Here is a 23,642-nt window from a genome sequence, read left to right as displayed (position 1 = left end):
TATCTTCTTTAATCTTTTAAAATCCCATACAAACAATGCTGATACGTCCATTCCATAATCTGCGTATCATCACCACTTTCATAAAATTGAGAAAGCAATTCGTGCCATTGTTCTAGTTGTTGTTCGTTAATGTTTAACACGCCAGCCCCTGCTTGAATCAGCAGATAATTGGCACAAATAATCGCCGTGCGTTTGTTGCCGTCCCAAAATAACTGATTACGCATCATGTAGTACATCAGTTTTAAGGCTTTTTCCGTTGCCGAAAGGGGGGAACGCTGAATTTGCTCAAAGGTTTGTTCAACAGCTTGTTGATTCGGTATCTCTGGCATATAAGCCACACCGCTAATCCCCACATTGCCTGTGCGTAATTCGCCCCACGCCAGCGATTCGTTATAGGCAACAAAGCCATTGATTTTGCAGGCAAACGCCAAATCAAACGGTGAATCCGCTTTCAAGATAAACTGCCACGCATTTTTTAAATTTAAAATCACCTGCACATCATCAGTGGAAACACCGCTAACCGCCATGCCACTCACAATGGTTTGCGTTTGTGGAAAGGTGGTGTTGACGTTTTCTAAGCGTGAAATACTGTGGATCACTTCCACAATATTCTTTTTCGCTAAGAAACGATTTTCTTGCAAGGTTAAATTAAATTTATTTTGCATTGGTTGTTACACTTTCGCTGCTCTTAAGTTATCAATAAATCTGTCAAACAAATACGCCACATCATTCGGACCTGGACTCGCTTCTGGGTGTCCTTGGAAAGAGAATGCCGATTGGTCGGTTAATTCAATCCCTTGCACCGAATTATCAAACAACGAACGATGAGTTACACGAACATTAGCTGGCAAGCTGTGTTCATCCACTTCAAAACCGTGGTTTTGGCTAGTAATCAACACATTGCCACTGTCTAAATCTTGCACAGGGTGATTGGCTCCGTGATGCCCAAATGGCATTTTTTTGGTTTTGCCACCTGCAGCTAAGCCTAAAAGTTGATGCCCTAAACAAATGCCGAAAATTGGTTTTTTGCTTTTTAACAAGGTTTGGATTGCTGAAATGGCATAATCACAAGGTTCTGGATCGCCTGGTCCGTTGGAAAGAAAAATACCGTCTGGATTTAAGGCTAACACTTCTTCCGCTGGCGTTTTGGCAGGCACAACCGTAATATTGCAACCCCGTTCAGCCAACATTCTTAAAATATTACGTTTTACGCCGAAATCATAAGCTACGATATTAAATTCAGGATTTTTCGCTTCAACATAGCCTTTACCTAATTGCCATTCACCTTGTGTCCATTGATAGGCTTCGCTTGATGTGACTGCTTGAGCCAAATCTTTGCCTGCCATTGAGCCGAAACTTAAGGCTAATTCTAAGGCTTTCTTCTCATCAACTTCGCCTGTCATAATGCAGCCAGCTTGCGTCCCTTTATCACGCAAAATTCGGGTTAAGCGGCGAGTGTCAATATCGGCAATCGCTACCACATTATTGGATTTTAAATACTCACCTAAACTTTGATTGGCACGGAAATTGCTATGAATTAACGGTAGATCACGAATAATTAAACCAGAGGCAAAAACTTGATGACTTTCAAGATCTTCAGTATTGCAACCTGTGTTGCCAATATGCGGATAAGTGAGCGTAACGATTTGTTGAAAATAGGAAGGATCAGTTAAAATTTCTTGATAGCCAGTCATGGCGGTATTAAAAACGACTTCGCCGATAGTGTGACCGTCAGCACCGATAGAGGTGCCGTGAAAAACACTACCGTCAGCAAGCACGAGAATGGCTTGTGCGGACATAATTACTCCTGATTGTGTGGTTGAACACTTACAAATATTCATTAACCTAAGATTGCTTACTGCAATCTCGAGATGAATTGATTAAATTCGAGCTATTTTATCAAGCCCAGATCATCTTGTAAAGTTGCAATAATATATATTTATGCAACTAAAATGAATTAATATTCATCTTATGCAAGATTTTATTCCAACTGCGGTAAATTTTTTTGTAGATTTCGCCTAACTCATTTACAATAGGAAAAAATTTATTTGAGAACAAATCAGATGAAAAAAACAGTAATATTATCCACCGCACTTTGTAGTATCGTTTTACTGAGTGGCTGCACGAACACATTAGATCCTGTCACAGGCGAACGTAATGATCCACTGCAAGGTTTTAACCGCACAATGTGGGATTTTAACTATAAAGTGTTAGATCCTTATCTATTAAAACCCGTAGCAAAAGGCTGGAATGCTTTGCCTAGCCCTGTGACTACAGGCATCTCTAATGTCGCCAATAACCTAGATGAACCAGTCAGCTTTGTTAACCGATTATTGGAAGGTGAAGGCAAAAAAGCCATGGTACACTTTAATCGTTTTGTGATTAACTCAACCTTTGGTTTAGGCGGTTTAATTGACTGGGCAAGTTATAGCGATCCGCTTAAAATTGAACATCAACGTACTTTCGGTGATAGTCTTGGCAGTTATGGTGTAGAGCCAGGAACATATATTGTGTTGCCAGTATATAATGCGACTACGCCACGGGAATTAACGAGTTCGGTAGTGGATACCGCTTATACATATCCATTCTGGCACTGGGTTGGTGGGGCGTGGTCCTTAGTGAAAACGGGTGTTCAGGTTGTCGATACTCGAGCCAAAGCTATGGATAAAGAAGCTTTACTCGATCAGGCTCAAGATCCTTATATCACTTTCCGTGAAGCCTATTATCAAAACCTTGAATATAAAGCCACCGATGGCAATGTCAAAATAAAAGAAACAGGATTATCAGAAGATGATCTGAATAGCATTGATGAAATAAAAACTAAATAAGGAATTTATCATGGAAATGACCTCAACCCAACGCTTAATTTTAGCCAACCAATATAAATTAATGGGTTTACTTGAACCAGAAAACAAAGCCAAATATAGCCGTTTAGAAACCATTGTCAAAGGTGGTTTTGCACGTGAATTAAAAGAACTTGATCAAGAGTTTAGCAATATTTCATTAGAAGAATGCCAAACCGTGCTAGACACACTTGAAATGTATAAAGCCTTACACGTTTCATACAATAATTTAACGGATAAATCCACTGTTACCCCACACCGCTTACAATTCGTGGGCTATTGTGCAGTGCGTGAGAAAAAATATTTAAGCTACTTGCGTTTTATTACGGGTGTGGAAGGCAAATATCAAGAATTTATGCGTTGTGAACATGGCTGTGATTCACAAACCCCAATGTGGGATAAATACATTAAAATGCTTGATGAATGGCGTAACTGCCCGCATGGTTATCATTTAAGTATTCAGGAAATTCAGAATATTTTGAATGCGTAAAAATCTTTAAAAAATCACCGCACTTTGCTTAATGAGATCATAATAAAAGTAAAGTGCGGTTTATTTTTTATCTGTTTTGTACCAATATAAACTTTCATTATTCATGTAATTTCAATAATAACCGATCCATAGTACGATACCCCAAGGCTTCGGCTAAATGGGCTTGCGTAATTTGTTCCGACTCTGCCAAATCTGCAATGGTGCGAGAAACCTTGAGAATACGATGATAAGCTCGTACCGATAAACCTAGTTTAGTTAGGGCATTTTCCAAAAAAATCGCATCTTTTTCTAATAACGGGCAATAACGTTCAATTTCTTTACTGGTTAAATGAGCATTCACTTTACCTTGTCGAGCGAATTGTCTTTCGCGTACCTTAACAATTTTTAACCGCACTTGTTCGCTGCTTTCACCCCGATCTTCTTGGCTTTGTAATGCACCCTGTGGTAACAAGGGGACTTCAATAGATAAATCAAAGCGATCTAAAAAAGGTCCTGATAACCGATTCAAATAACGGATAATTTGTTGTGGTGATGTGCGATTATGAGAACCTTGATAATGTCCTGTTGGACTTGGATTCATAGCAGCAACTAATTGAAATTTAGCGGGAAATTGAATCTTAGCGGTGGCACGAGAGATAACTATTTCACCACTTTCTAAGGGTTGGCGTAAAGCATCTAATACTTTCCGCTCAAACTCGGGCAACTCATCAAGAAAAAGAATGCCATTGTGAGCTAATGAAATTTCGCCAGGTTTTGGGATCGATCCCCCTCCCACTAACGCAGGCAAAGATGCACTATGATGTGGGCAACGGAATGGGCGTTTCTTCCAATTCGCAAAATTCAGTTCATTTTGAATCAGGCTAGTCACAGAGGCGGTTTCTATGGCTTCTTGATCACTCATTTCGGGTAAAAGATCGGTTAATCGACTAGCGAGCATGGTTTTGCCTGTTCCTGGTGGACCTAATAAAAGTAAGTTATGTTGCCCAGCAGCGGCAATGGTTAAGGCTCGTTTGGCATGATGTTGCCCGATAATATCGGTTAAATCTTTGCTATTTTGCACCGCACTTTGCTTGGCATTTGACCTAATTTGATCTGCCATTTGACTAGCTGTTGGCAAATTTAATTGATTATCGAGAAACTGCACCACTTCTAACAGTGAATCTGCATAATAACTGTCGTGTTCTGAGATGAGAGATGCCTCATTGGCATTTTGTGGGGCAATAATCATGGTTCTTTTCGCTTTTTGAGCCGCCAAAATAGCAGGAATAACCCCTTGCACACCACGTAAATTCCCCGTTAATGCCAGTTCCCCAAGAAATTCAAATTGACGTAATTGTTCCGCATTAATTTGCCCTGATGCTGCCAAAATCCCCAACGCTATCGGCAAATCAAAACGTCCCCCCTCTTTAGGTAAATCTGCTGGGGCAAGATTAACGGTAATACGTTTTGGAGGATATTTAAATTGTGCATTAATCAAGGCACTTCTCACGCGATCCTGTGCTTCTTTCACGGTTTTTTCTGGTAATCCCACTAGCACAAAATTTGGTTTACCATTGCTAATATGGACTTCGATGGTCACAAGGGGGGCTTGTACCCCGATAGAGGCACGGCTATAAACAATGGCTAACGACATGACTTTTCCTTTTAAATAACAAATCAGAAAAATCATAAAAAAATCCACCGCACTTTACAAAAATGACGGTGTATTTTTGGAATAGAGATCACAAAATTAAGGATTTTCAGTGGCAAAAGCAGGACTAAACCATTCATTTAACTTGGCGGACAAGCGATCTATACCGATTTCACTTCGTTATCCAAGTCTTCCCTTAAATGTCGCTCATTAATGATTTTCTGATAACCGCGTATATCATTAAACCAACCTTGTTTTTGGTTTGGGGTTTTCTTATTCCATTCGGTGAGAGCTTTTTCTATGGCAGCATCAGCTTTTTTGCGACTAAATGGCACACGAAGTGCAAAAGCATTGCATAGTGCAATGTTAAATTTTAAGCCAAAGTTTTTAAAATCTCTGCCTACGTAGTTTAAAAACTCGGGATTATCTTCTGTCAGATAAGCACGCATGGCACGTAGGATTTGAGCATTGTGTTCTGAACTTGGGCTGGGATAAACCCCAAAGCATGCTGTTGCACGGCGTTTAGTAAAATAATCATTAATCCACAGTTGTAAGGAAAAACGCTCATGTTCGCCAAAGGCATATAAACCAAAGCGACTGTAATTAATTCCGCCTAGCGGGTCACCGTTTTCTGGCACAAAGGCGATGGAATGACTACCGAGAATGGTTTGCCAGTAAATCACCCGTTTTTTGCGGTTGACACGGAAGCCTCGGGGGCGAGGGAGGAAAAAGGCAAACACCACAAAAGGGATTATAATGATGTCTAGGATAAAGTCTTTTAATGGTGATTTGGGGCGAATATCATTCTTATACTCTTCATATGATACAGGAGGAGTAACAAAAGGATCGTTCTCTTCTAATGCTATTTTATAGCGTCTGTCAGCTCCTTCTTTGTAACGTAAATATTGTGGCATTGCTCTCTTGTCCTCATCAAAAACCCACAGGTAATCACGTTTTGCATCTGAATGACTATAAAATGGAATGACTGATAAGCCATTAAATATATTGATAAGCATCATTCCACCTAAAATAAAGCGAATAAGTCCACGGGCATAACCATCAAAAATTGAATCCCGAATCTCAATTTCATCTTCTCCCCGTTTACGAATAGAATAGGCAATATCTTTGTTTGGATTGGTAAAAAAATCCCCGATTTTATCTAACCAATCTTTGTTTTCCTGTTGTTCAGTCATTTTTCCCCCTTATTATTTTTTTAACACCAAATTGGTAAATCGCGATTTTTTACGGTATTTATTACCCGAATAGTTTGGCACACTCACTTGCACGCGAAGGGTAAGTAATTCTTCATAACGGATGGTGCCACTATCCACCTCGTCCGAATAGGTAGTGAAGTTCATATAAGGCAAACGCTCATCTTGAATAGTTAGGCTTGCCAATCCTTTTGTCCCAATGCCGAAATAAAAGTGCGGTCATTTTCCCCTGTATTTTTAAAACACCCAAAATTTTCACCGCACTTTTCTCTAAAACCATCTATCCATCTATTTTACTTCGTTATCCAAGTTTTCCCTTAAATGTCGCTCATTAATGATTTTCTGATAACCGCGTATATCATTAAACCAGCCCTGTTTTTGGTTCGGGGTTTTCTTATTCCATTCGGTGAGAGCTTTTTCTATGGCAGCATCAGCTTTTTTGCGACTAAATGGCACACGAAGTGCAAAAGCGTTGCATAGTGCAATGTTAAATTTTAAGCCAAAGTTTTTAAAATCTCTGCCTACATAGTTTAAAAACTCGGGATTATCTTCTGTCAGGTAAGCACGAATGGCACGTAGGATTTGAGCATTGTGTTCTGAACTTGGGCTGGGATAAACCCCAAAGCATGCTGTTGCACGGCGTTTAGTAAAATAATCATTAATCCACAGTTGTAAGGAAAAACGCTCATGTTCGCCAAAGGCATATAAACCAAAGCGACTATAATTAATTCCACCTAGCGGGTCACCGTTTTCTGGCACAAAGGCGATGGAATGACTACCGAGAATGGTTTGCCAGTAAATCACCCGTTTTTTGCGATTGACACGGAAGCCTCGGGGGCGAGGGAGGAAAAAGGCAAACACCACAAAAGGGATTATAATGATGTCTAGGATAAAGTCTTTTAGTGGATTACTAGGAAGTATATGTTCCTTATATTCATCATAAGAGCTAGGTGGGGATACAAACGAGTTTCCTTCTTTTTGATCCATTTCATATTGAAATTGTGCTGTTTCTTTGTACCATAAATATTGCTCCATAGCCATTTTATCTGGATTAAACGCCCACTCATAATCTCTTTTTGTGTCTGAATGACTATAAAATGGAATGACTGATAAGCCATTAAATATATTGATGAGCATCATTCCACCTAAAATAAAGCGAATAAGTCCACGGGCATAACCATCAAAAATTGAATCCCGAATCTCAATTTCATCTTCTCCCCGTTTACGAATAGAATAGGCAATATCTTTGTTTGGATTGGTAAAAAAATCCCCGATTTTATCTAACCAATCTTTGTTTTCTTGTTGTTCAGTCATTTTTTCCTCTTATTATTTTTTTAATACTAGGTTGGTAAATCGCGATTTTTTACGGTATTTATTACCCGAATAATTCGGCACACTCACTTGCACGCGAAGGGTAAGTAATTCTTCATAACGGATGGTGCCACTGTCCACCTCGTCCGAATAGGTAGTGAAGCTCATATAAGGCAAACGCTCATCTTGAATAGTTAGGCTTGCCAATCCTTTTGTCCCAATGCTGAAACAAAAGTGCGGTCATTTTCCCCTGTATTTTTAAAACACCCAAAATTTTCACCGCACTTTTCTCTAAAACCATCTATCCATCTATTTTACTTCGTTATCCAAGTCTTCCCTTAAATGTCGCTCATTAATGATTTTCTGATAACCGCGTATATCATTAAACCAACCTTGTTTTTGGTTTGGGGTTTTCTTATTCCATTCGGTGAGAGCTTTTTCTATGGCAGCATCAGCTTTTTTGCGACTAAATGGCACACGAAGTGCAAAAGCATTGCATAGTGCAATGTTAAATTTTAAGCCAAAGTTTTTAAAATCTCTGCCTACATAGTTTAAAAACTCGGGATTATCTTCTGTCAGATAAGCACGCATGGCACGTAGGATTTGAGCATTGTGTTCTGAACTGGGGCTAGGATAAACCCCAAAGCATGCTGTTGCACGGCGTTTAGTAAAATAATCATTAATCCACAGTTGTAAGGAAAAACGCTCATGTTCGCCAAAGGCATATAAACCAAAGCGACTGTAATTAATTCCGCCTAGTGGGTCACCGTTTTCTGGCACAAAGGCGATGGAATGACTACCGAGAATGGTTTGCCAGTAAATCACCCGTTTTTTGCGGTTGACACGGAAGCCTCGGGGGCGGGGGAGAAAAAATGCAAATACTACAAAAGGGATTATAATGATGTCTAGGATAAAATCTTTTAATGGCGATTGTGGACCTAGCCCATCAGTATATATTTCATATGGGGTTAGTTCTAATTTTTCCTCTCTAAATTTATTTATTTCTTCAGTCATTTCTTTATAGGATTTATACTCTTCCATAAGCATTTCATCTCTATGAAATGCCCAGTCATAATCTCTTTTTGTATCTGAATGACTATAAAATGGAATGACTGATAAGCCATTAAATATATTGATAAGCATCATTCCACCTAAAATAAATCGAATAAGTCCACGGGCATAACCATCAAAAATTGAATCCCGAATCTCAATTTCATCTTCTCCCCGTTTACGAATAGAATAGGCAATATCTTTGTTTGGATTGGTAAAAAAATCCCCGATTTTATCTAACCAATCTTTGTTTTCCTGTTGTTCAGTCATTTTTCCCCCTTATTATTTTTTTAACACCAAATTAGTAAATCGCGATTTTTTACGGTATTTATTACCCGAATAATTCGGCACACTCACTTGCACGCGAAGGGTAAGTAATTCTTCATAACGGATGGTGCCACTGTCCACCTCGTCCGAATAGGTAGTGAAGTTCATATAAGGCAAATGCTCATCTTGAATAGTTAAACTTGCCAATCCCTCTCGCTCAAATGCCGTTACAATATGGATTTTCTCTTTTTCTAAATCCAACCGCCAGTTTTCATAACTGGGATAAACCTGCTTCACATTTTTGGCATAGCCTACCAGTATATCAATGCGAATCGCTTGTGCGTCTTGTTCGGTATAAATCCCAGGGTAACTCACTAATATTTTACGTGGATTGCTGCTATCTAAAGTTACCACGACTTCTGCTACGGATTTTAAGTAACGTTGCATTTCTATATGGTAGTAATTGACAACTGGGGTTTCATTTAATTGTCCATTTGTCGTATAAGTAAATAAACTTCTGTCAAAAATGTCTTCTTTAAATAGTTTTGGACGTTGTTTAGTCCACTCATACGCTTTCTTCTGATCAGGCTCGCCCCAATAATTAGGGCTATTGCCCCAAAACCCATTCTTCGCCCATAGCTCAATCTCTTCTGGTGCAAATTGATTATAAATAATCGCAATGGTAATTAGCACAATACCAATCCCCAAAGTGGCATAAGACAACCCCGTTAATAACGTCAGGGTGCCAGCAGATAAGGCAGAAGTCCCCGCCAACACACCTAACGTACCAATCGCCCCATCAATCGCTAAACCACCGCCCATACTCAACAGTGCCGATGTTTTGCCCACTTCATCACTTTTATAATTGGCTTCCACCCAATTAAAATATTCGAACATCGCTCCCACCCCCGCCAATGCCGTATTCACGTTAATGACCGCATTGCGAATACGGGTTAGTACCGACCCCGCACCTTTCTGTTCAAAATAACTTATCCATTTGCTCTGTTGCAGACTTTTCTGTGCAGTCAACTGTTCAAGTTCGCTTAAGGCTTGTGAAGTATGGCGTTCTAAACCGCTTTTCGGTGCATACATACTGGCAATTACTTGAAGAGAAGCTAAAAACGGGTCATTGCCCAGTTTCCCCAATTCGGTTTCCGCCTTGTTTTGTACAAAAAAGCCTAATACTACTGATACGCTTAACGCCTTATTTAACCCAGCAAGCCCTTCGGTAACCTGAAATAGACCGTATTGTCTAGGTACTGCCTCATGTTTCACCGAACGGATAGTTTCCTGCAATGCTTTCACCTGTTTCGGCACAGCTGCCTGACTACGATGAGAGGGTAGAATTTTCTCAATCTCTTTTGTATTCAATTTTACCTGATAGGTTGCCTGAATAGTTTGTGGTACGCTAAACGGTTTGCCGATATAGCCTTTATGGCTGCTATTGGCATAGCGTACATAAATTTTATCAATCAGCATTTCAATCATTAAGTCATAGCTGGCAATATTCAAGTAACCTGCTTTTGCTACTTTTTCTAGTGAACCCAAAGCTTTAGTGAAATCCGATAAGTATTTCTTTAATGACTCTACCGCAGAAGGTGCTTCTTGTGCATAAGGCGGAGCTTTAAACGGTGAACCGTCGGGAATCGGTAATGCGGCAATGAGTGCATTTCGTCCATAAGGCGAAATGTCTAAACCGTAAAGAAGACCGTGCATATAATAACACCAAACGTCTGCTGCCTCACGGTCTTGTGCATTGCTTTCATACAGGCTATGTAGCACATTCAGTTTATTACGTTGGGTTTCAATAAAGGCACTGTGGGCGTTCACCAGATGTTTAAACGCCACACCGAAACGCGTCGGCATATACGCCATTTTGTTAATAGCATTGATGCCAGGGAACTCGTCTTCAAGTTGTAGCTCTGTCTTTAACACGTTCAGTACATCGGTATCCCCGTTGTCGGTTAAATGCTCCGCTTTCAGGTAATCTGAAAAAACTTTTTTATACAGTTTGGAAAATTTAATAGGGGCTGGCTCTACTGTCGGTAAACCCAAATCACTCAATTCTGCATTAGTTGGTGCGAGATTATCCCATGACGCTTTGACTGCTTGTTTGTATTTGTGTAATGCGTGGGCATCAAGAATCCGTGCAGTTGAAATGGCATATTCATATTTTGCCAATGTCATTTCACGCTGTGCCGCCAAATATAGGTGATAACCAGATAAATCCCGTGCCGTCCCCACAGGGTCTTCCAATGCCACAATCACCCCTTTGCCATGGGTGAGTTGATTGACCATACTTTCCCAGTTTTGCGGTTTGCCAATCGGGGTAAAACGGTAGGCGTTATCGGTTAATGATTTATCTGTCATCATTTTGGTTTGAGGCGAGAAATCTTTCACCGTCTGCTGTAAGGTGGTAATATCAATGGTACTACCTTGCGGATTTCTGAGCTGAATATGTTTCATCCAATGCATTCTTACCGTCGCATCTGTTTCGATTTTTCTTAACAGACTTATCGGCAGTGCAGTATCGCTGAACATAAAATAAGCATTCTCAATCGCTTCATTGAGTTCGATATAAGGTGTCGGTAATATGACTTTATTGGTATAGCCAGTTTCATAATTATCTATAAACGTAAAGGCATAGTTTATCCCAAAAGCATCGTTGTGTAGGTTAAAATCCACATCTTTTGAACGATAACGGTAGATATACCAAGCCTGACCGCCGATGGCTTTCGAACTGATTCTAAAACAGCCCTCCACTTCGGCATCGACCGCCAAAATATACACAAAACCATCACCCAAACGGCGTAAATCATAATCATCCCCAGTCTGCGGAATGCCCTCAGGCAGTTTTGGGGCGTTCCCTGAATGTTTAATCTTCTCAAATGCGTTTTCCGTCAAGGCAAGTCTTGCTGGATAAATATGAATGCCTTTTTGGCAACGGGCAACCACTTCTTTGGCAGGTTTTGCCTGTGGTTTATATGGTTTTTTATTGTTGGTCATTTGATTGCTCTATTTTTAATCGGTTAAATAATTCTGTCGCACGGTCTAACGGTGCGGAAATCTGTTGTATTAATTGTTTCTCCAAGGTGGCAAAATCTTTTCCATTTTTCACCGCACTTTGTTTGGCTACAGCATATTGTACGATTGCTGTTTCATAAATGTAGCCTTTGCTTTCGGCTTCGTCCAGATTTTTAATTAATTGTTCCCGTTCTTGTAGAGAGAAAATCTGCGGGTAGGTTGCTAAAATATATTCCACCATGTTTTCTCTTGTTTCCAGCCATTTCTGCTCTTCAAATCCATCCACTTCCCATTTTGCCAACATAATTTTGGCAGGCACCGTTTCTTCTGGCAGGGCTTTAAGCTGATAATAATTAAAACTGTCATCAATACCTGAACCGAACGCATGGATAATTCGCTTATCATAGCCAAAGAATTTACTCAGTTTTTCAGGACTTTTGGCAATCACTGCAAGGTATTCACGTAGTACTTTTGGGTCGTAGAAACGGAAGAAGAACCATTTGTCGTTTTCGTCTTTCATCATCGGAAAATGGCGGAAGTGGTGTAATACCGTGTCAAAGTCATAACGAGAGTGAATAAAAATCACCGATTGGTCTGCCCAGTTAAAGTTATTGGTTGGGCGAGTTTCACTGAAAAGCCCCATTAACTCACCTGGTCGTTGGCTTTCGTCATAAGGTATGACTTCCACTAAATAAGGGGCAACTTTCTCGGTTTCTTTGGCAAATTCCCCTTGGAATAAGTTCTCAATACGACAGGAAAAACGTTCAGGTCGCAAGAATGGGTATTTATTGCTATCTAAAATTACATAGCATTTTAACGGTGGTAACGGTTCACCAAAAACTGCGGTGTCTTTTTGATACGTTTTTTCATCAAACTTTGGGGCAGGAAAAGTGGGTTGCTGCCATTTCTCCCAGCCTATTTGAAACATATCTGCTGGAATATCTACATCGGGAAAAAGCAGTTTTGAAATCTCATCGGGGGCAAACAGATTTGGGTAACGCTCAAATTGACGGTCAAGCAACTGGACGGGTTTAATTTGATGGCAAAGCACATAATTAGTGTCGGACAATACCAATTTTTGTTCACTTTCACCTAAATCAATCATACGCACTTCGTTTTCGGTTAAATCCCGAGCGGAGTGAATCAACCAAGCTTTACCATGCCGTTCAAAAAATGTATTCATTGGCAAGGGTGCCAACTGTGTACGAAAACGGTAAGTCTGCTTTTGCAAACCGACTGCTACACGTTGTTCAAATTCTTCTTTGCTATTGGCATAAGAAATTAACGCTACTGGTTTTTCGGTTTGGTATTCAGATGATACTTCACTTTGTGCAAGGCAATAGCCTGTTTGTATCCAGACTGATGACATAGGGGTTTCCTTTTAAATAATTATACTCAAACGAGTTATAGATCGTTCGGAGATAATAAAGTTGGTTTATTGTTCGACTTTTTTATTTTTCAATGCCTCACAAACTTCACATACAGTTTGTGCATCATTAGCCACAAAAGATAATACTTTTGGTGACTCAGGACTTCCGCCGATGATTTTAAGGCTGCCTTTAATCGTTACTTTACCTTTTAATGTAATACCTGATCCGTCAATTACAACTGTTCCAGCCTTACCCAAAACTTTCACTTCACTTGTACCTGTGGTTTCGATATTTTTACTATGATGTTTTAATGTTTGTCCAGCTTTATTTAAACTATCACGGCTAATAGTATGTTGATGATTGCCACCGTTATGGACTTTTTGGTTGGCATATACATCTACACTTAAACAGTTACCCACATTTAAAATCTCATCTTTCTCAATTTTAGTTGTACGGTTGCGTTGAATATGGTTAGTTTGGTCTTGCCCCACAGTTAACCTTTCATCTACCCCCACAGTTTCCGTACGATTATTACCAATATTAATCACCTCATCATGTCCCACCTGCTCTGTACGGTCATTGCCAATTTGCGTGCTTTCATCATGATTGACTACATTGTTTTGGTCTTTTTCTGCATGGAGAAAGATTTCTTCTCGCCCTTTCTCATCTTCAAAACGTAATTCGTTAAATCCACTGCCTTTATGGGTTTTGGATTTAATACTCATCCGAGTTTTATGCTCTGGTAGATTATACGGGGGTTCTGTGGTGCTGTGGTAAGTTCTGCCGGTGATAATCGGTTGGTCAGGGTCTCCCTCTAAAAAGTCCACTATCACTTCATGTCCAATACGTGGAATCGCTATATTACCAAACTGTGTTCCCGCCCACGCCTGACTCACTCGGACCCAGCAAGAGCTGTTTTCATCTTCTCGTCCCTCTCTGTCCCAAGGAAACTGGATTTTTACCCGTCCCCATTCATCACAGTAAATCTCTTCTCCCGCAGGACCCACCACATGGGCAATCTGCGGTCCATCCACGCGTGGTTTTGGTTGTGGCGTAGGTCGCCATTGGGTTTGGCAGGGTATCAGCTTGATACGGTTTTCATAGCGGTTACCTTGTTCACCCGCTTCTTCTTCCAGAATACCCAGTTGATAACCCCGATGTTCTACTTCAACGATTAACCAGCTTTGGTTAAAGTGATTTCTCGGATGACCGTTTAAGCTAAAACGATAACCCGGTATTACTCGTAAATCATCGCCATTGGCTATTGCCACTTCCGCTTCTCGGCGTTCGTATTCTAAACGGTAACGGCTAAACGGTTCACCCTGTGCATCTTGTTTATATCGTCCCGGATAGTCATATTTTTCATAACTCGCTTGTGCCAAGTTTTCACCTAATACCGAGGGTTGAGTGTTTAAGGCTTTATGCTCTTGATGATAACGGGGGTGGGTAAACGTGTAATCACGTAAGGTTTGCTGACTGGTGCTGAGTTTTGCTTCATACGCCCAATGCCATAAGGCAGGCTCTGGACGTTCGCCTGCTGGCACGGGGTTATACCGTAATTCACCTTTTTGTTCTGATAAGGCGGTGTTATTAGCAAAGTGTAAACAGTGCTTATCCGCGCTATGTTCAAAATAGTAATACGAACCTTCTTCCGCTGCCAAACGTTCAATAAAGGCTAAATCCGTTTCTCGGTATTGGACGCAGTATTCCCGTTGCCAATAGGATTCAGAGAGATGAAATTGGACTTGAGAAACGTGGTTTTTACTGAGTAAAGTACGAATAATCGTTTCGCTCGTTTGTTGTTGGAAGATTTTATTATCTGCTTGAAGACTGGCTCGCACTAAATTAGGCTCAATCACCATTTTATAGCGAGTACGGGAAAACCCTGTTTCTCCCTGAATAAAAGAGGTGACAATCCCATTGACATAACGCACAGGCAAATTACCTTGCCAGAAAGTGAGGGTGGCGGTGTTATCTAAAATCTCAGCAAAAGAGGGCGAGGCATCAAAACTGGCGAGTTCAAGTTCCAGCCGAAATGGGCGAGAAAGTCCTTCTGTTAAGACAAAACTGACCACATCAAATTCTGTGGGGTGATTTAAGGTTAGGCTATAGCGGTAAGTGGATTGGACTGCCATCGGGGTTTCCTTATGTTCAAAATTTTTTGTGTTTAAACTGCCCTTTTAGGAAGATCGACTAAAAGTGCGGTCGATTTTTTTGAAAGTTTTTGGGAATTATTCTTTCTCATTTATATCAATTGTTTGTTTTTTTTCAGGATCGTAATCATTTGGGATTCCGTCATTCGTTTGTTTATGCATAAAATTCCTAATAATGAGCTACTATATTTTACACATAAGTTGTATCATTTGGAAAATAGTTTCAGAACTTACCGCACTTTAATCAATCCGATTATTATATTTAGTACCTCAAAACTGTTATCCATTTGTTTTTACATTACATCCTTCAGCATTGTATCTAAATTTGCGGTATGACTATTACCTCATTTTTTCCATCAAATTTAAATACAAAAACCCCAAGATAGGCTCGGGGTTTTCATAGTCGTTAAATCATAGAAATCAAACTTGTGGTTTACGCCAGTCATCAGAACCTGATGTACCAGAAATTGTGTGATCCCAGTTGATTTTACGGTAACTCATGCTTACTTCTAATAGCTGAGTATAAGGCGCGTTGTTCGGATCTTGTGCATTTGGCATTACTAAGTTCATATCAACGATTACGGCATCTTCCAAGACTGTGGAGAAGAATTCTTCTTGACGACCGTCAATTGATGTACGGAACCATGTAATTTCTACTTTTGGTAACATTTCACCTGACGCTAGAGCATTATACATTAACGGCACAGCTTTGTTTAATGCACAAGTGAATTTGAATGCTTGATGTACACGTTGACCTGACGGTTGACCTGATTGTGGATCCGTTGGTACAGTCACAATATGGCTGATTGCTTGTGCCATGATTTCATTTTCATGACCTTCAACATATACATTACCTACTGAATCTTCAGTAAATGCACCGGCTGTGATATTGCCTTGGTTACTACCTTCGATTGAGATAAACGCTGGTGTTGGCATAGGTATTCTCCTAATTTTTTCATCATTATTTGATTTGGTTATTTAAAATATTTTACCGTCTTCTTAAAGACGAGCTAACTATAACAAGCAAAAAATTCCTTTCAAAAAGTTTTTTTCAAAATTTCCATCTTTTTTCATTTTTTTGGCAAAAAATTGCCAAAATTCCATTTTTTGATAAAAAAATTAAAGATTAAATATCCGACCTTAGAGTCCTGAAAAACCTTTTAAGAACTCCGTTAATCACAATGTTGTGAACATTGTGATATTAAATTATTCAATTTTATTTAAAAAATCAATTTTTTGTTTTCTTTTACATTACAGAGAGTTATAATCGCGATAATTTAGATTATTTGTAAATCTGAGAAATAAGAAGATGGCAAAAATTGCATTACATGGACACAAAAGCACCTGTCCAAAACATACCAGTGGAAATATCATGGTTGAAAGCACTAATCGTCCGACCATTAATGGTGTACCTGTTGCTATTGTTGGAGATAAATGCCAATGTGGCAATAGTGTAGATATTATTACAATAGGAAGTAGCTTATTTACCATTAATGGTATTCCAGTTGCAATTACGGGTAGCTCTACTAAACATGGTGGGGTTATTGTTGAAGGTGATGATAGTTTAACAATCATTGGCTAATTTATTTTTTCATTTCATATAAAGAGGATCTTTCTATGTCAAAAAATGGTTCAGTCGCACCAAAAGAGCGAATTAATATTAAATACACACCTGCAACAGGTGATCAACAAAGCGAAGTGGAATTACCATTAAAATTATTAGTAACTGGTGATTTCAAAGGTACCCCAGAAGAAACGAGCTTAGAAGAAAGAGAAACCGTGTCTATTGATAAACATACATTTGATGCGGTGATGAAACAATCTGAATTAAGTATTGACGTGACGGTTCCTAATCGCTTGGAAGACGATACGAAAGATCAAGATCTTAGCGTGAACTTGAAATTTGAAAGTATTGAAGATTTCAATCCTGACAATATTGCGAAACAAGTTCCGCAATTAAATAAATTATTGGAATTACGTGAAGCACTTTTAGCATTAAAAGGTCCGATGGGTAATATTCCTGCGTTCCGTAATAAATTGCAGGAGTTAATTGCAAATAAAGATGCAAGAGAATCGTTAGAAAAAGAATTAGCTATTATTTTAGATAGTGAAAAATAGTAGGAAGAAATATGACAGCTGAAAAACAATCAACTCAGTCACAACAACAAGCTCAAACAATCAGTTTGCTTGACCAAGTATTGGAACAAACTCGTTTTAAACCAGAGAACGAGGATTATGGTATTGCACAACGTGGTGTTGCCGAATTTATTTCCGAAATGTTAAAAAGCGACAATGCCGATACCGTAGTTAATAAGAATTTGATTGATGAAATGATCGTGCAACTTGATGAGAAAATTGGTCATCAAGTAGATGAAATTTTGCATAATGAAAAGGTACAAGAACTTGAATCTGCATGGCGTGGTTTGAAACTTTTGGTCGATCGTACCGATTTCCGTGAAAATATTAAAATCGAAATCTTAAATGTAACCAAAGACGAATTACTTGATGATTTTGAATTTGCCACAGATATTACACAAAGCAGCTTATATAAACACGTTTATTCTGCAAACTATGGTCAATTTGGTGGCGAGCCAGTGGCATCAATTATTGGTAACTATACTTTTACACCATCATCACCAGATATCAAATTATTACAATATGTGTCTTCTGTCGGTGCAATGTCTCATGCTCCGTTTATTTCGGCTGCGGGACCTGAATTTTTCGGTTTAGACAGCTATGCTTCACTTGCTGAAATCAAAGAAGTAAAAGATATTTTTGAAGGTCCTCGTTATGCGAAATGGCGTGCATTACGTGAATCTGAAGATTCGAAATATCTCGCATTAACCATGCCACGTTTTTTATCTCGTTTACCTTATGATCCAGTAGAAAATCCAACAAAAACATTTAATTATCGCGAAACCATTTCAGGCGAGCATGATAATTACCTATGGAGTAACGTTGCTTTTTTAATGGCATCAAAAATTACTGATAGTTTCGCAAAATATCGTTGGTGTCCAAATATTATCGGTCCGCAAAGTGGTGGTGCCGTAGAAGATTTGCCTGTTCATTTATTTGAATCATTTGGTCAATTACAAGCAAAAATTCCAACTGAGGTGTTAATTACCGATCGCAAAGAATTTGAATTAGCAGATGAAGGTTTTATTCCATTAACAATGCGTAAGGGCAGTGATAATGCCGCATTCTTCTCAGCAAACTCAATCCAAAAGCCGAAACGTTTCCCGAATACGGAAGAAGGTAAATTAGCGGAAACTAATTATCGTCTTGGTACGCAACTACCTTATATGTTCATTGTGAATCGCCTAGCTCATTATTTGAAAGTGTTGCAACGTGAACAAATTGGTTCATGGAAAGAACGTCAAGATCTTGAACGTGAATTAAATGTATGGTTAAAACAATACGTATCTGACCAAGAAAATCCACCAGCTGAAGTACGCAGTCGTCGTCCGTTGCGAGCAGCGAAAGTCACGGTTTCTAATGTGGAAGGCGAACCAGGTTGGTATAAAGTGTCACTATCTGTACGTCCGCATTTTAAATACATGGGAGCAAGTTTCGATTTATCTCTCGTAGGACGTTTGGACTTAGAAGATAAATAGACGGTTTGATTTATTGTGAGCTTTTGGAATCATTTAACTACCGTTTCCAATAATACTGTTTCGATTGTACGGAAGACACCTCACCAAGTGGTAGATGAAGTAATTCGTTCGGTGAAAAAAAACATTGAATTAGTATTAAATTCAAGACAAGGGTGTACATTGTGTGCACCCGATTTTGGCTTGAAAGATTTTAATGATTCAACTGCAACTACACGCAGTTTGAGTCAGGCTATTATTGCCGATATTCGATTTAATATTGACAAATATGAGCCGAGAGTAAAAATCTCTCGTATTGAATACATCCCCGATCCTTACGATGTATTACAACTTAATTTTAGGATCACTTGTATTGTTTTGTTAAAACAAAAAAATGAATTAACTGAATTAAATATTATTTTAGATAGTGCCAATAAAAAGTTTAGAGTTATTTAAATGTCTTTAAAGGAAATTTTTAGGGCTGAGTTAGATTTCTTGAAGAAAGATGGGAAATACTTTTCCAAGATCCATCCTCATCTTTCTCGCTTTTTAGCCGATGAAATTATTGATCCAGAAGCGGAGCGTATTATAGAATCGTTCGCTTTTTTGACCGCACGTTTAAAAGAAAAAATTCGAGACAGTTTTCCTGAATTAACTCAATCTATGATTCAGTTGCTTTGGCCGAATTATTTACGACCATTACCAAGTAGTGCCATTCTTCGTTTTAGTCCAAAAGAACGTGCGATCACAACAAAACATGTGATCCCGAAAGGCACCTTTGTTTCATCCAAATCTGTTGATGGAACCGCTTGTCGTTTTCAAACTACCATGGATGTAGCTATTTACCCTATTGTATTAAATTTGGTCGAATCCAATGTTACATCAAAATCATCGATCATTGAATTACAATTAGAAAATATTTCTGAAACTGATTTTGCGTCTTTGCAATGTGACGAGCTATCGTTTTACTTATCAGGTAGTGATTACAATGCTTTGACTTGCTACCAATGGCTGTTTAATTACTTAGATAAGATTAGCGTTAAAGCGGGAAATAAAGAGATTATATTGCCTCTGGATTGTATTCAAAGTCAAGGATTGGAGAATTCAGATAACCTTCTTCCCTATCCTAGAAATACCTTTGAAGGTTATAGATTAGTACAAGAATTTTTCTTTTTCCCTAAAAAATTCTATTTCTTTAAATTAAAGAATTTACATCGATACCTTAATAATATGCCAGAAGGTGAGTTTAAATTACTATTCCGTTTTAATCGTCCATTACCTAAAGATTTAACCTTGGATAAAACGGATTTTACTCTTTATTGTTCACCGATTATTAACTTATTCCCTCATGACGGTATTCCGATCAATTTAGACGGAAAAAGAACTGATTATCCCGTTATTCCATCTGGGCTAAATCGATCTCATTTTGAGATTTTTGATATTAACTGCGTCACTGGTACAAAATTAACCAAATATGTTGGACAAGAAAGCCGTTTATGTGAATATGCTAGATTTGAGTCTTTTTCCCATGGTGCGATTGATACACAAGAATCAGTTTTTTACAAAGCCAGCTTGGAAGAAAATTTAGAAGAAAATGGTTACAATCATTACATTTCCTTTGTATCTCGAGGCGATGAAATCCAAAAGAAAGAGAGAGAAACCATTTCTCTAAATTTGACTTGTACCAACAAAAATTTACCTGAATCTTTAGGTATTGGTGATATTTGCATTCCGTCACAAGATACACCATCGTACATTACCTTTGAGAATATTACACGCCCTTGCGAAACTATTCGTCCGTCTTTGGGTGGTACATTGCAGTGGCAATTAATATCTAACCTTTCTTTAAATTATGTGTCGTTAAGCAATCTGGACATTTTAAAGGAAGTATTGCTTGCCTATGATTTTAATGCTATCTACGACTTGCAATCGGAGCGAAGAACAAAAAAACGCTTAGATGCAATAAAAAAAATTGAAACTTGTCCAGTGGATAGAATGATTAAAGGCGTAGTGTATCGTGGATTGAAATCTATACTTGAAATTGATGGCGATGAATTTTTATGTGAGGGGGAAGTATTTTTATTTAGTACCATACTGGCTGAATTCTTCCGATTATACGGCACGATTAATTCCTTTCACGAATTAGTTGTCATCAACAGCAGTAATAATGAGACGTTTAAATGGGATCGCAAAGTAGCACTACAACAGATCGTTTAATCGATTTTAGCTTTTATCAGCTAATTGAAATTTTAGCGAAAAAATACAGTGTTGATATTGAAAACTTTGAAAGTCAACTTATGGAAGAATCGCTGTTTCAGTTTTCCAGTAATCCACAAATCAATTTTCCAACCAGCGACGTGGAAAAAATTCAGATTATTGAAAAAGGCATACAAACACAAATTGATATTGCAGTGAATTTCTTGGGATTACAAGGTGCAAGCGGTCCATTACCAGGTTTTGTCTTAAATGAAATTGCTTACGAATCACATAACCAAGAAAAAATTAAAACCACATACTTAGATTTCTTTAATCACCACTTAATTGTGCTACTACATTCAATTTGGCGAAAATATAAATATTATATTCAGTTTAAAAAAAATGTATCCGATGAGTTCTCTCAAAAAATTCTGGGACTAATCGGCGTAAATAGCAAACATATTGTGTCTATTGATATAGACTGGAGTAAATTATTATTTTACATTGGCATTATTCAGTCTAATGTACGAACGGCAAAAGTCATTGCAGAAATTATTCAGCATTACTTTGGCTTAGAAACCGTTACTATAGACGAACATGAACGTCAACTGATTACCATTGATAAAGAACAGTGTAATCAATTAGGTAGTAAGAATATGAAATTAGGCGATGATTTTGTCATTGGTCATGTCATTACTTCATTTACTAATAAATTTAAGATTAATTTCCATAATCTGGATACTGAACAATTTCAACGATTTCTACCTACAGGAAAAAAATATAAAGAATTAAAACAAATTATCCGTTTTTTATTAAAAGATCAGTTACCGTATGATATTTGTTTAGGGTTACACCCGAAAGCACAATCAAATTTTGTGTTAGGAAATGAGCAATCTAGTTTTCTTGGTTGGAGTACATTATTAAATGCCGATCCAGCCAAAAGGATACAAATGGAAAAAGTAACAATTACAGGACAGGCATAGTATGAGAGAGAATTTAGCTCATCGTCTTTTATTAATGGTTACCAGTGCATCTATGCTAGAAAAAGGTACTTTCCCACGCCATCAATTTAATGAAAACGGCGGATTTGTTGGTTCAGCAAAACATGCTGATTGGTATATCAATAATCTTAAAAATAACATTGATGAGATTGAATTTGAAATAATATTTTATCAATCGCATTTTTGCTTAATTGCACGCAGCTCACATATTTTTATCAACGGTTCACAAAATTCGCTATCTCAAAACGGCATCATTCAATTAAAAGATGGAGACACGATCTCAGTTAAAAATTACGACTTAAGAGCAAAAGTTTATACGGATAGAAGTGACAATGTTAATTTACAAGATGATTTATACGGCATTGTTACCACTGGAGATAATTCAACATTACTCTCATCAGATCAACCCTATCAACTAAGTGAGTTATCTGATTTTAATGAAAAAAATAGTACTTATACACTCTTGGATATTGGTACTGGATACGATACACTAGATCCCTTAGCATTATTAGAAAATGAAATCAAAGATGAAAATGCAGAAGACATATTAGCTCAATATGATCCATTAAATTCTATTCATGATGGGCATTACCAGAAACCAATAAATGAATATATCAATACAAATATTGAGTCTTATGAGCCATTTGTTATTAACTATAATATAAAAGAACCGATGCAACCAGAATTTTTTGATGCCGAGTTTGATGATGTAGAAGATACAGAAAAAACTCCATCAAAATTGACCGCACTATCCAACAGTGCAAAAAAGCCAGATCTTGATATCACAAATATCGTAGATCCATTATTTTTTATTAACCACAAATAAAGAACTATTATGAAAATTAAATGTTTATTAATACTAATGACTACAGCTCTTCTTGGCTGTTCCTCAAATGAACTGAAGACCAACCCTAGACTTGCTAAACCCTCAACTTATTCACTGTCCATTTATGCAACAGATCGTGCCAATATCAACGTCTATTCGGATAAAGATGACATGCCTGCTACTAATGAAGAAAATGCAGAATTTTCTGGTGAAGGATTCACTGTTGTTCCCGAACAAAGCAAACCAAAACTGACCAAAATAACATATGGTAAAAATGTAAATGCAAGTAGCTCTACTGAGAATCAGGTAATTGAACAAGAAATCGGTAAACCCGATTATCGTGCAACACCAGTCATGCTAAAAGTATTCCAATTAACGGATAAATCAGTATTTTTAAGCAATTCCTATGATGATTTCAGAGGTAATGACTTTTCTGATAGTTTAGGAAAAACTTACATATCCAATATTGATTTAATCGTTGCACCAAACCAATTTAGATTTGTTGATACCGAAGCATTAAATGAAAAAACACATTATATCGGTGTTGTTGCACTCTACAATAACTATGAGAACCGTAAATGGAAAGGTATCGTGCAAGTAAAACCTAAAGGCGGTGACAACTATCCATTATTAATCCGCGTATTAGATTCTAAAGTAGAAATTCACAAGGATAATTAATT

22 protein-coding genes are annotated in these 23,642 nt (G+C 38.1%); 10 read left to right on the top strand and 12 right to left on the bottom strand.

Features of this window, described 5'->3' with window-relative positions; genetic code table 11:
- Positions 1 to 8: 8 nt before the first annotated feature.
- A complete protein-coding gene (locus O1Q80_RS00675) occupies positions 9 to 665 on the bottom strand; it encodes a Fic family protein (RefSeq protein ID WP_386695078.1) in 657 nt (218 codons plus the stop codon).
- A 6-nt stretch (positions 666 to 671) separates the two neighbouring features.
- Positions 672 to 1,799 (bottom strand): glutamine-hydrolyzing carbamoyl-phosphate synthase small subunit, encoded by a 1,128-nt coding sequence (gene carA / locus O1Q80_RS00670; RefSeq protein WP_386695077.1) that lies wholly within the window; start codon positions 1,797 to 1,799, stop codon positions 672 to 674.
- A 264-nt stretch (positions 1,800 to 2,063) separates the two neighbouring features.
- On the opposite strand from carA, the gene O1Q80_RS00665 reads away from it, so the two are divergent.
- Both O1Q80_RS00665 and O1Q80_RS00660 read left to right on the top strand, forming a co-directional pair.
- The gene (locus O1Q80_RS00665) at positions 2,064 to 2,828 is read left to right on the top strand and encodes a VacJ family lipoprotein (protein ID WP_386695075.1); all 765 of its coding nucleotides are present in this window, start codon (positions 2,064 to 2,066) and stop codon (positions 2,826 to 2,828) included.
- A 10-nt stretch (positions 2,829 to 2,838) separates the two neighbouring features.
- The gene (locus tag O1Q80_RS00660; RefSeq protein WP_386688367.1) at positions 2,839 to 3,333 is read left to right on the top strand and encodes a YfbU family protein; all 495 of its coding nucleotides are present in this window, start codon (positions 2,839 to 2,841) and stop codon (positions 3,331 to 3,333) included.
- A gap of 97 nt (positions 3,334 to 3,430) precedes the next feature.
- Here O1Q80_RS00660 and O1Q80_RS00655 read toward each other — a convergent pair whose 3' ends face one another.
- The 10 genes from O1Q80_RS00655 to O1Q80_RS00610 form a co-directional block, all read right to left on the bottom strand.
- Positions 3,431 to 4,966 (bottom strand): YifB family Mg chelatase-like AAA ATPase, encoded by a 1,536-nt coding sequence (locus tag O1Q80_RS00655; RefSeq protein WP_386696115.1) that lies wholly within the window; start codon positions 4,964 to 4,966, stop codon positions 3,431 to 3,433.
- Between the two features lie 158 nt (positions 4,967 to 5,124).
- The gene (locus tag O1Q80_RS00650; protein WP_386695073.1) at positions 5,125 to 6,156 is read right to left on the bottom strand and encodes a hypothetical protein; all 1,032 of its coding nucleotides are present in this window, start codon (positions 6,154 to 6,156) and stop codon (positions 5,125 to 5,127) included.
- Positions 6,157 to 6,168: 12 nt separating this feature from the next.
- Positions 6,169 to 6,360 (bottom strand): hypothetical protein, encoded by a 192-nt coding sequence (locus tag O1Q80_RS00645; RefSeq protein ID WP_386695071.1) that lies wholly within the window; start codon positions 6,358 to 6,360, stop codon positions 6,169 to 6,171.
- 102 nt (positions 6,361 to 6,462) lie between these two features.
- Positions 6,463 to 7,488, bottom strand: coding sequence for a hypothetical protein (locus tag O1Q80_RS00640; protein WP_386695069.1), 1,026 nt, complete (start codon positions 7,486 to 7,488; stop codon positions 6,463 to 6,465).
- 12 nt (positions 7,489 to 7,500) lie between these two features.
- Positions 7,501 to 7,692, bottom strand: coding sequence for a hypothetical protein (locus O1Q80_RS00635; RefSeq protein WP_386695068.1), 192 nt, complete (start codon positions 7,690 to 7,692; stop codon positions 7,501 to 7,503).
- A gap of 102 nt (positions 7,693 to 7,794) precedes the next feature.
- Positions 7,795 to 8,805, bottom strand: coding sequence for a hypothetical protein (locus tag O1Q80_RS00630; RefSeq protein ID WP_386695067.1), 1,011 nt, complete (start codon positions 8,803 to 8,805; stop codon positions 7,795 to 7,797).
- A 12-nt stretch (positions 8,806 to 8,817) separates the two neighbouring features.
- Positions 8,818 to 11,808, bottom strand: a complete 2,991-nt coding sequence (locus O1Q80_RS00625) for a toxin VasX (protein ID WP_386695065.1) — start codon at positions 11,806 to 11,808, stop codon at positions 8,818 to 8,820.
- Complete coding sequence (locus tag O1Q80_RS00620) at positions 11,795 to 13,195, bottom strand: DUF4123 domain-containing protein (RefSeq protein WP_386695063.1); 1,401 nt, start codon at positions 13,193 to 13,195, stop codon at positions 11,795 to 11,797. Before O1Q80_RS00620 ends, O1Q80_RS00625 begins: the two co-directional genes overlap by 14 nt.
- Positions 13,196 to 13,261: 66 nt before the next feature.
- Positions 13,262 to 15,331, bottom strand: coding sequence for a type VI secretion system Vgr family protein (locus O1Q80_RS00615; protein WP_386695062.1), 2,070 nt, complete (start codon positions 15,329 to 15,331; stop codon positions 13,262 to 13,264).
- A gap of 438 nt (positions 15,332 to 15,769) precedes the next feature.
- Complete coding sequence (locus O1Q80_RS00610; RefSeq protein ID WP_386688309.1) at positions 15,770 to 16,285, bottom strand: Hcp family type VI secretion system effector; 516 nt, start codon at positions 16,283 to 16,285, stop codon at positions 15,770 to 15,772.
- Positions 16,286 to 16,721: 436 nt separating this feature from the next.
- Here O1Q80_RS00610 and O1Q80_RS00605 point away from each other — a divergent pair, with 436 nt between their 5' ends.
- From O1Q80_RS00605 to tssJ, 8 genes are all read left to right on the top strand, one after another.
- Positions 16,722 to 16,931, top strand: a complete 210-nt coding sequence (locus O1Q80_RS00605) for a PAAR domain-containing protein (RefSeq protein ID WP_386695060.1) — start codon at positions 16,722 to 16,724, stop codon at positions 16,929 to 16,931.
- A gap of 35 nt (positions 16,932 to 16,966) precedes the next feature.
- Entirely contained in the window at positions 16,967 to 17,467 is a 501-nt protein-coding gene (tssB, locus tag O1Q80_RS00600) for a type VI secretion system contractile sheath small subunit (protein WP_386688313.1), read from the top strand.
- An 11-nt stretch (positions 17,468 to 17,478) separates the two neighbouring features.
- Complete coding sequence (gene tssC / locus O1Q80_RS00595) at positions 17,479 to 18,963, top strand: type VI secretion system contractile sheath large subunit (RefSeq protein WP_386688316.1); 1,485 nt, start codon at positions 17,479 to 17,481, stop codon at positions 18,961 to 18,963.
- Between the two features lie 87 nt (positions 18,964 to 19,050).
- Positions 19,051 to 19,395, top strand: a complete 345-nt coding sequence (tssE, locus tag O1Q80_RS00590; RefSeq protein WP_386695058.1) for a type VI secretion system baseplate subunit TssE — start codon at positions 19,051 to 19,053, stop codon at positions 19,393 to 19,395.
- Positions 19,396 to 21,156, top strand: a complete 1,761-nt coding sequence (gene tssF / locus O1Q80_RS00585) for a type VI secretion system baseplate subunit TssF (RefSeq protein WP_386695056.1) — start codon at positions 19,396 to 19,398, stop codon at positions 21,154 to 21,156.
- Entirely contained in the window at positions 21,120 to 22,118 is a 999-nt protein-coding gene (gene tssG, locus O1Q80_RS00580) for a type VI secretion system baseplate subunit TssG (protein ID WP_386688322.1), read from the top strand. The genes tssF and tssG overlap by 37 nt, the downstream gene beginning before the upstream one ends.
- Position 22,119: 1 nt before the next feature.
- Positions 22,120 to 22,962 carry a hypothetical protein gene (locus O1Q80_RS00575; RefSeq protein WP_386688324.1) on the top strand — a complete coding sequence of 281 codons (843 nt, stop codon included), beginning with the start codon at positions 22,120 to 22,122 and terminating at the stop codon, positions 22,960 to 22,962.
- A gap of 9 nt (positions 22,963 to 22,971) precedes the next feature.
- Entirely contained in the window at positions 22,972 to 23,640 is a 669-nt protein-coding gene (gene tssJ / locus O1Q80_RS00570; protein ID WP_386688326.1) for a type VI secretion system lipoprotein TssJ, read from the top strand.
- Positions 23,641 to 23,642: the final 2 nt, after the last annotated feature.

This window comes from Lonepinella sp. MS14435 (assembly GCF_042485795.1).
Taxonomy (GTDB): Bacteria; Pseudomonadota; Gammaproteobacteria; order Enterobacterales; family Pasteurellaceae; genus Lonepinella.
The sequence above is the reverse complement of the archived record's forward strand: the minus strand, read 5'-3'. Positions and strand labels throughout refer to the sequence as shown.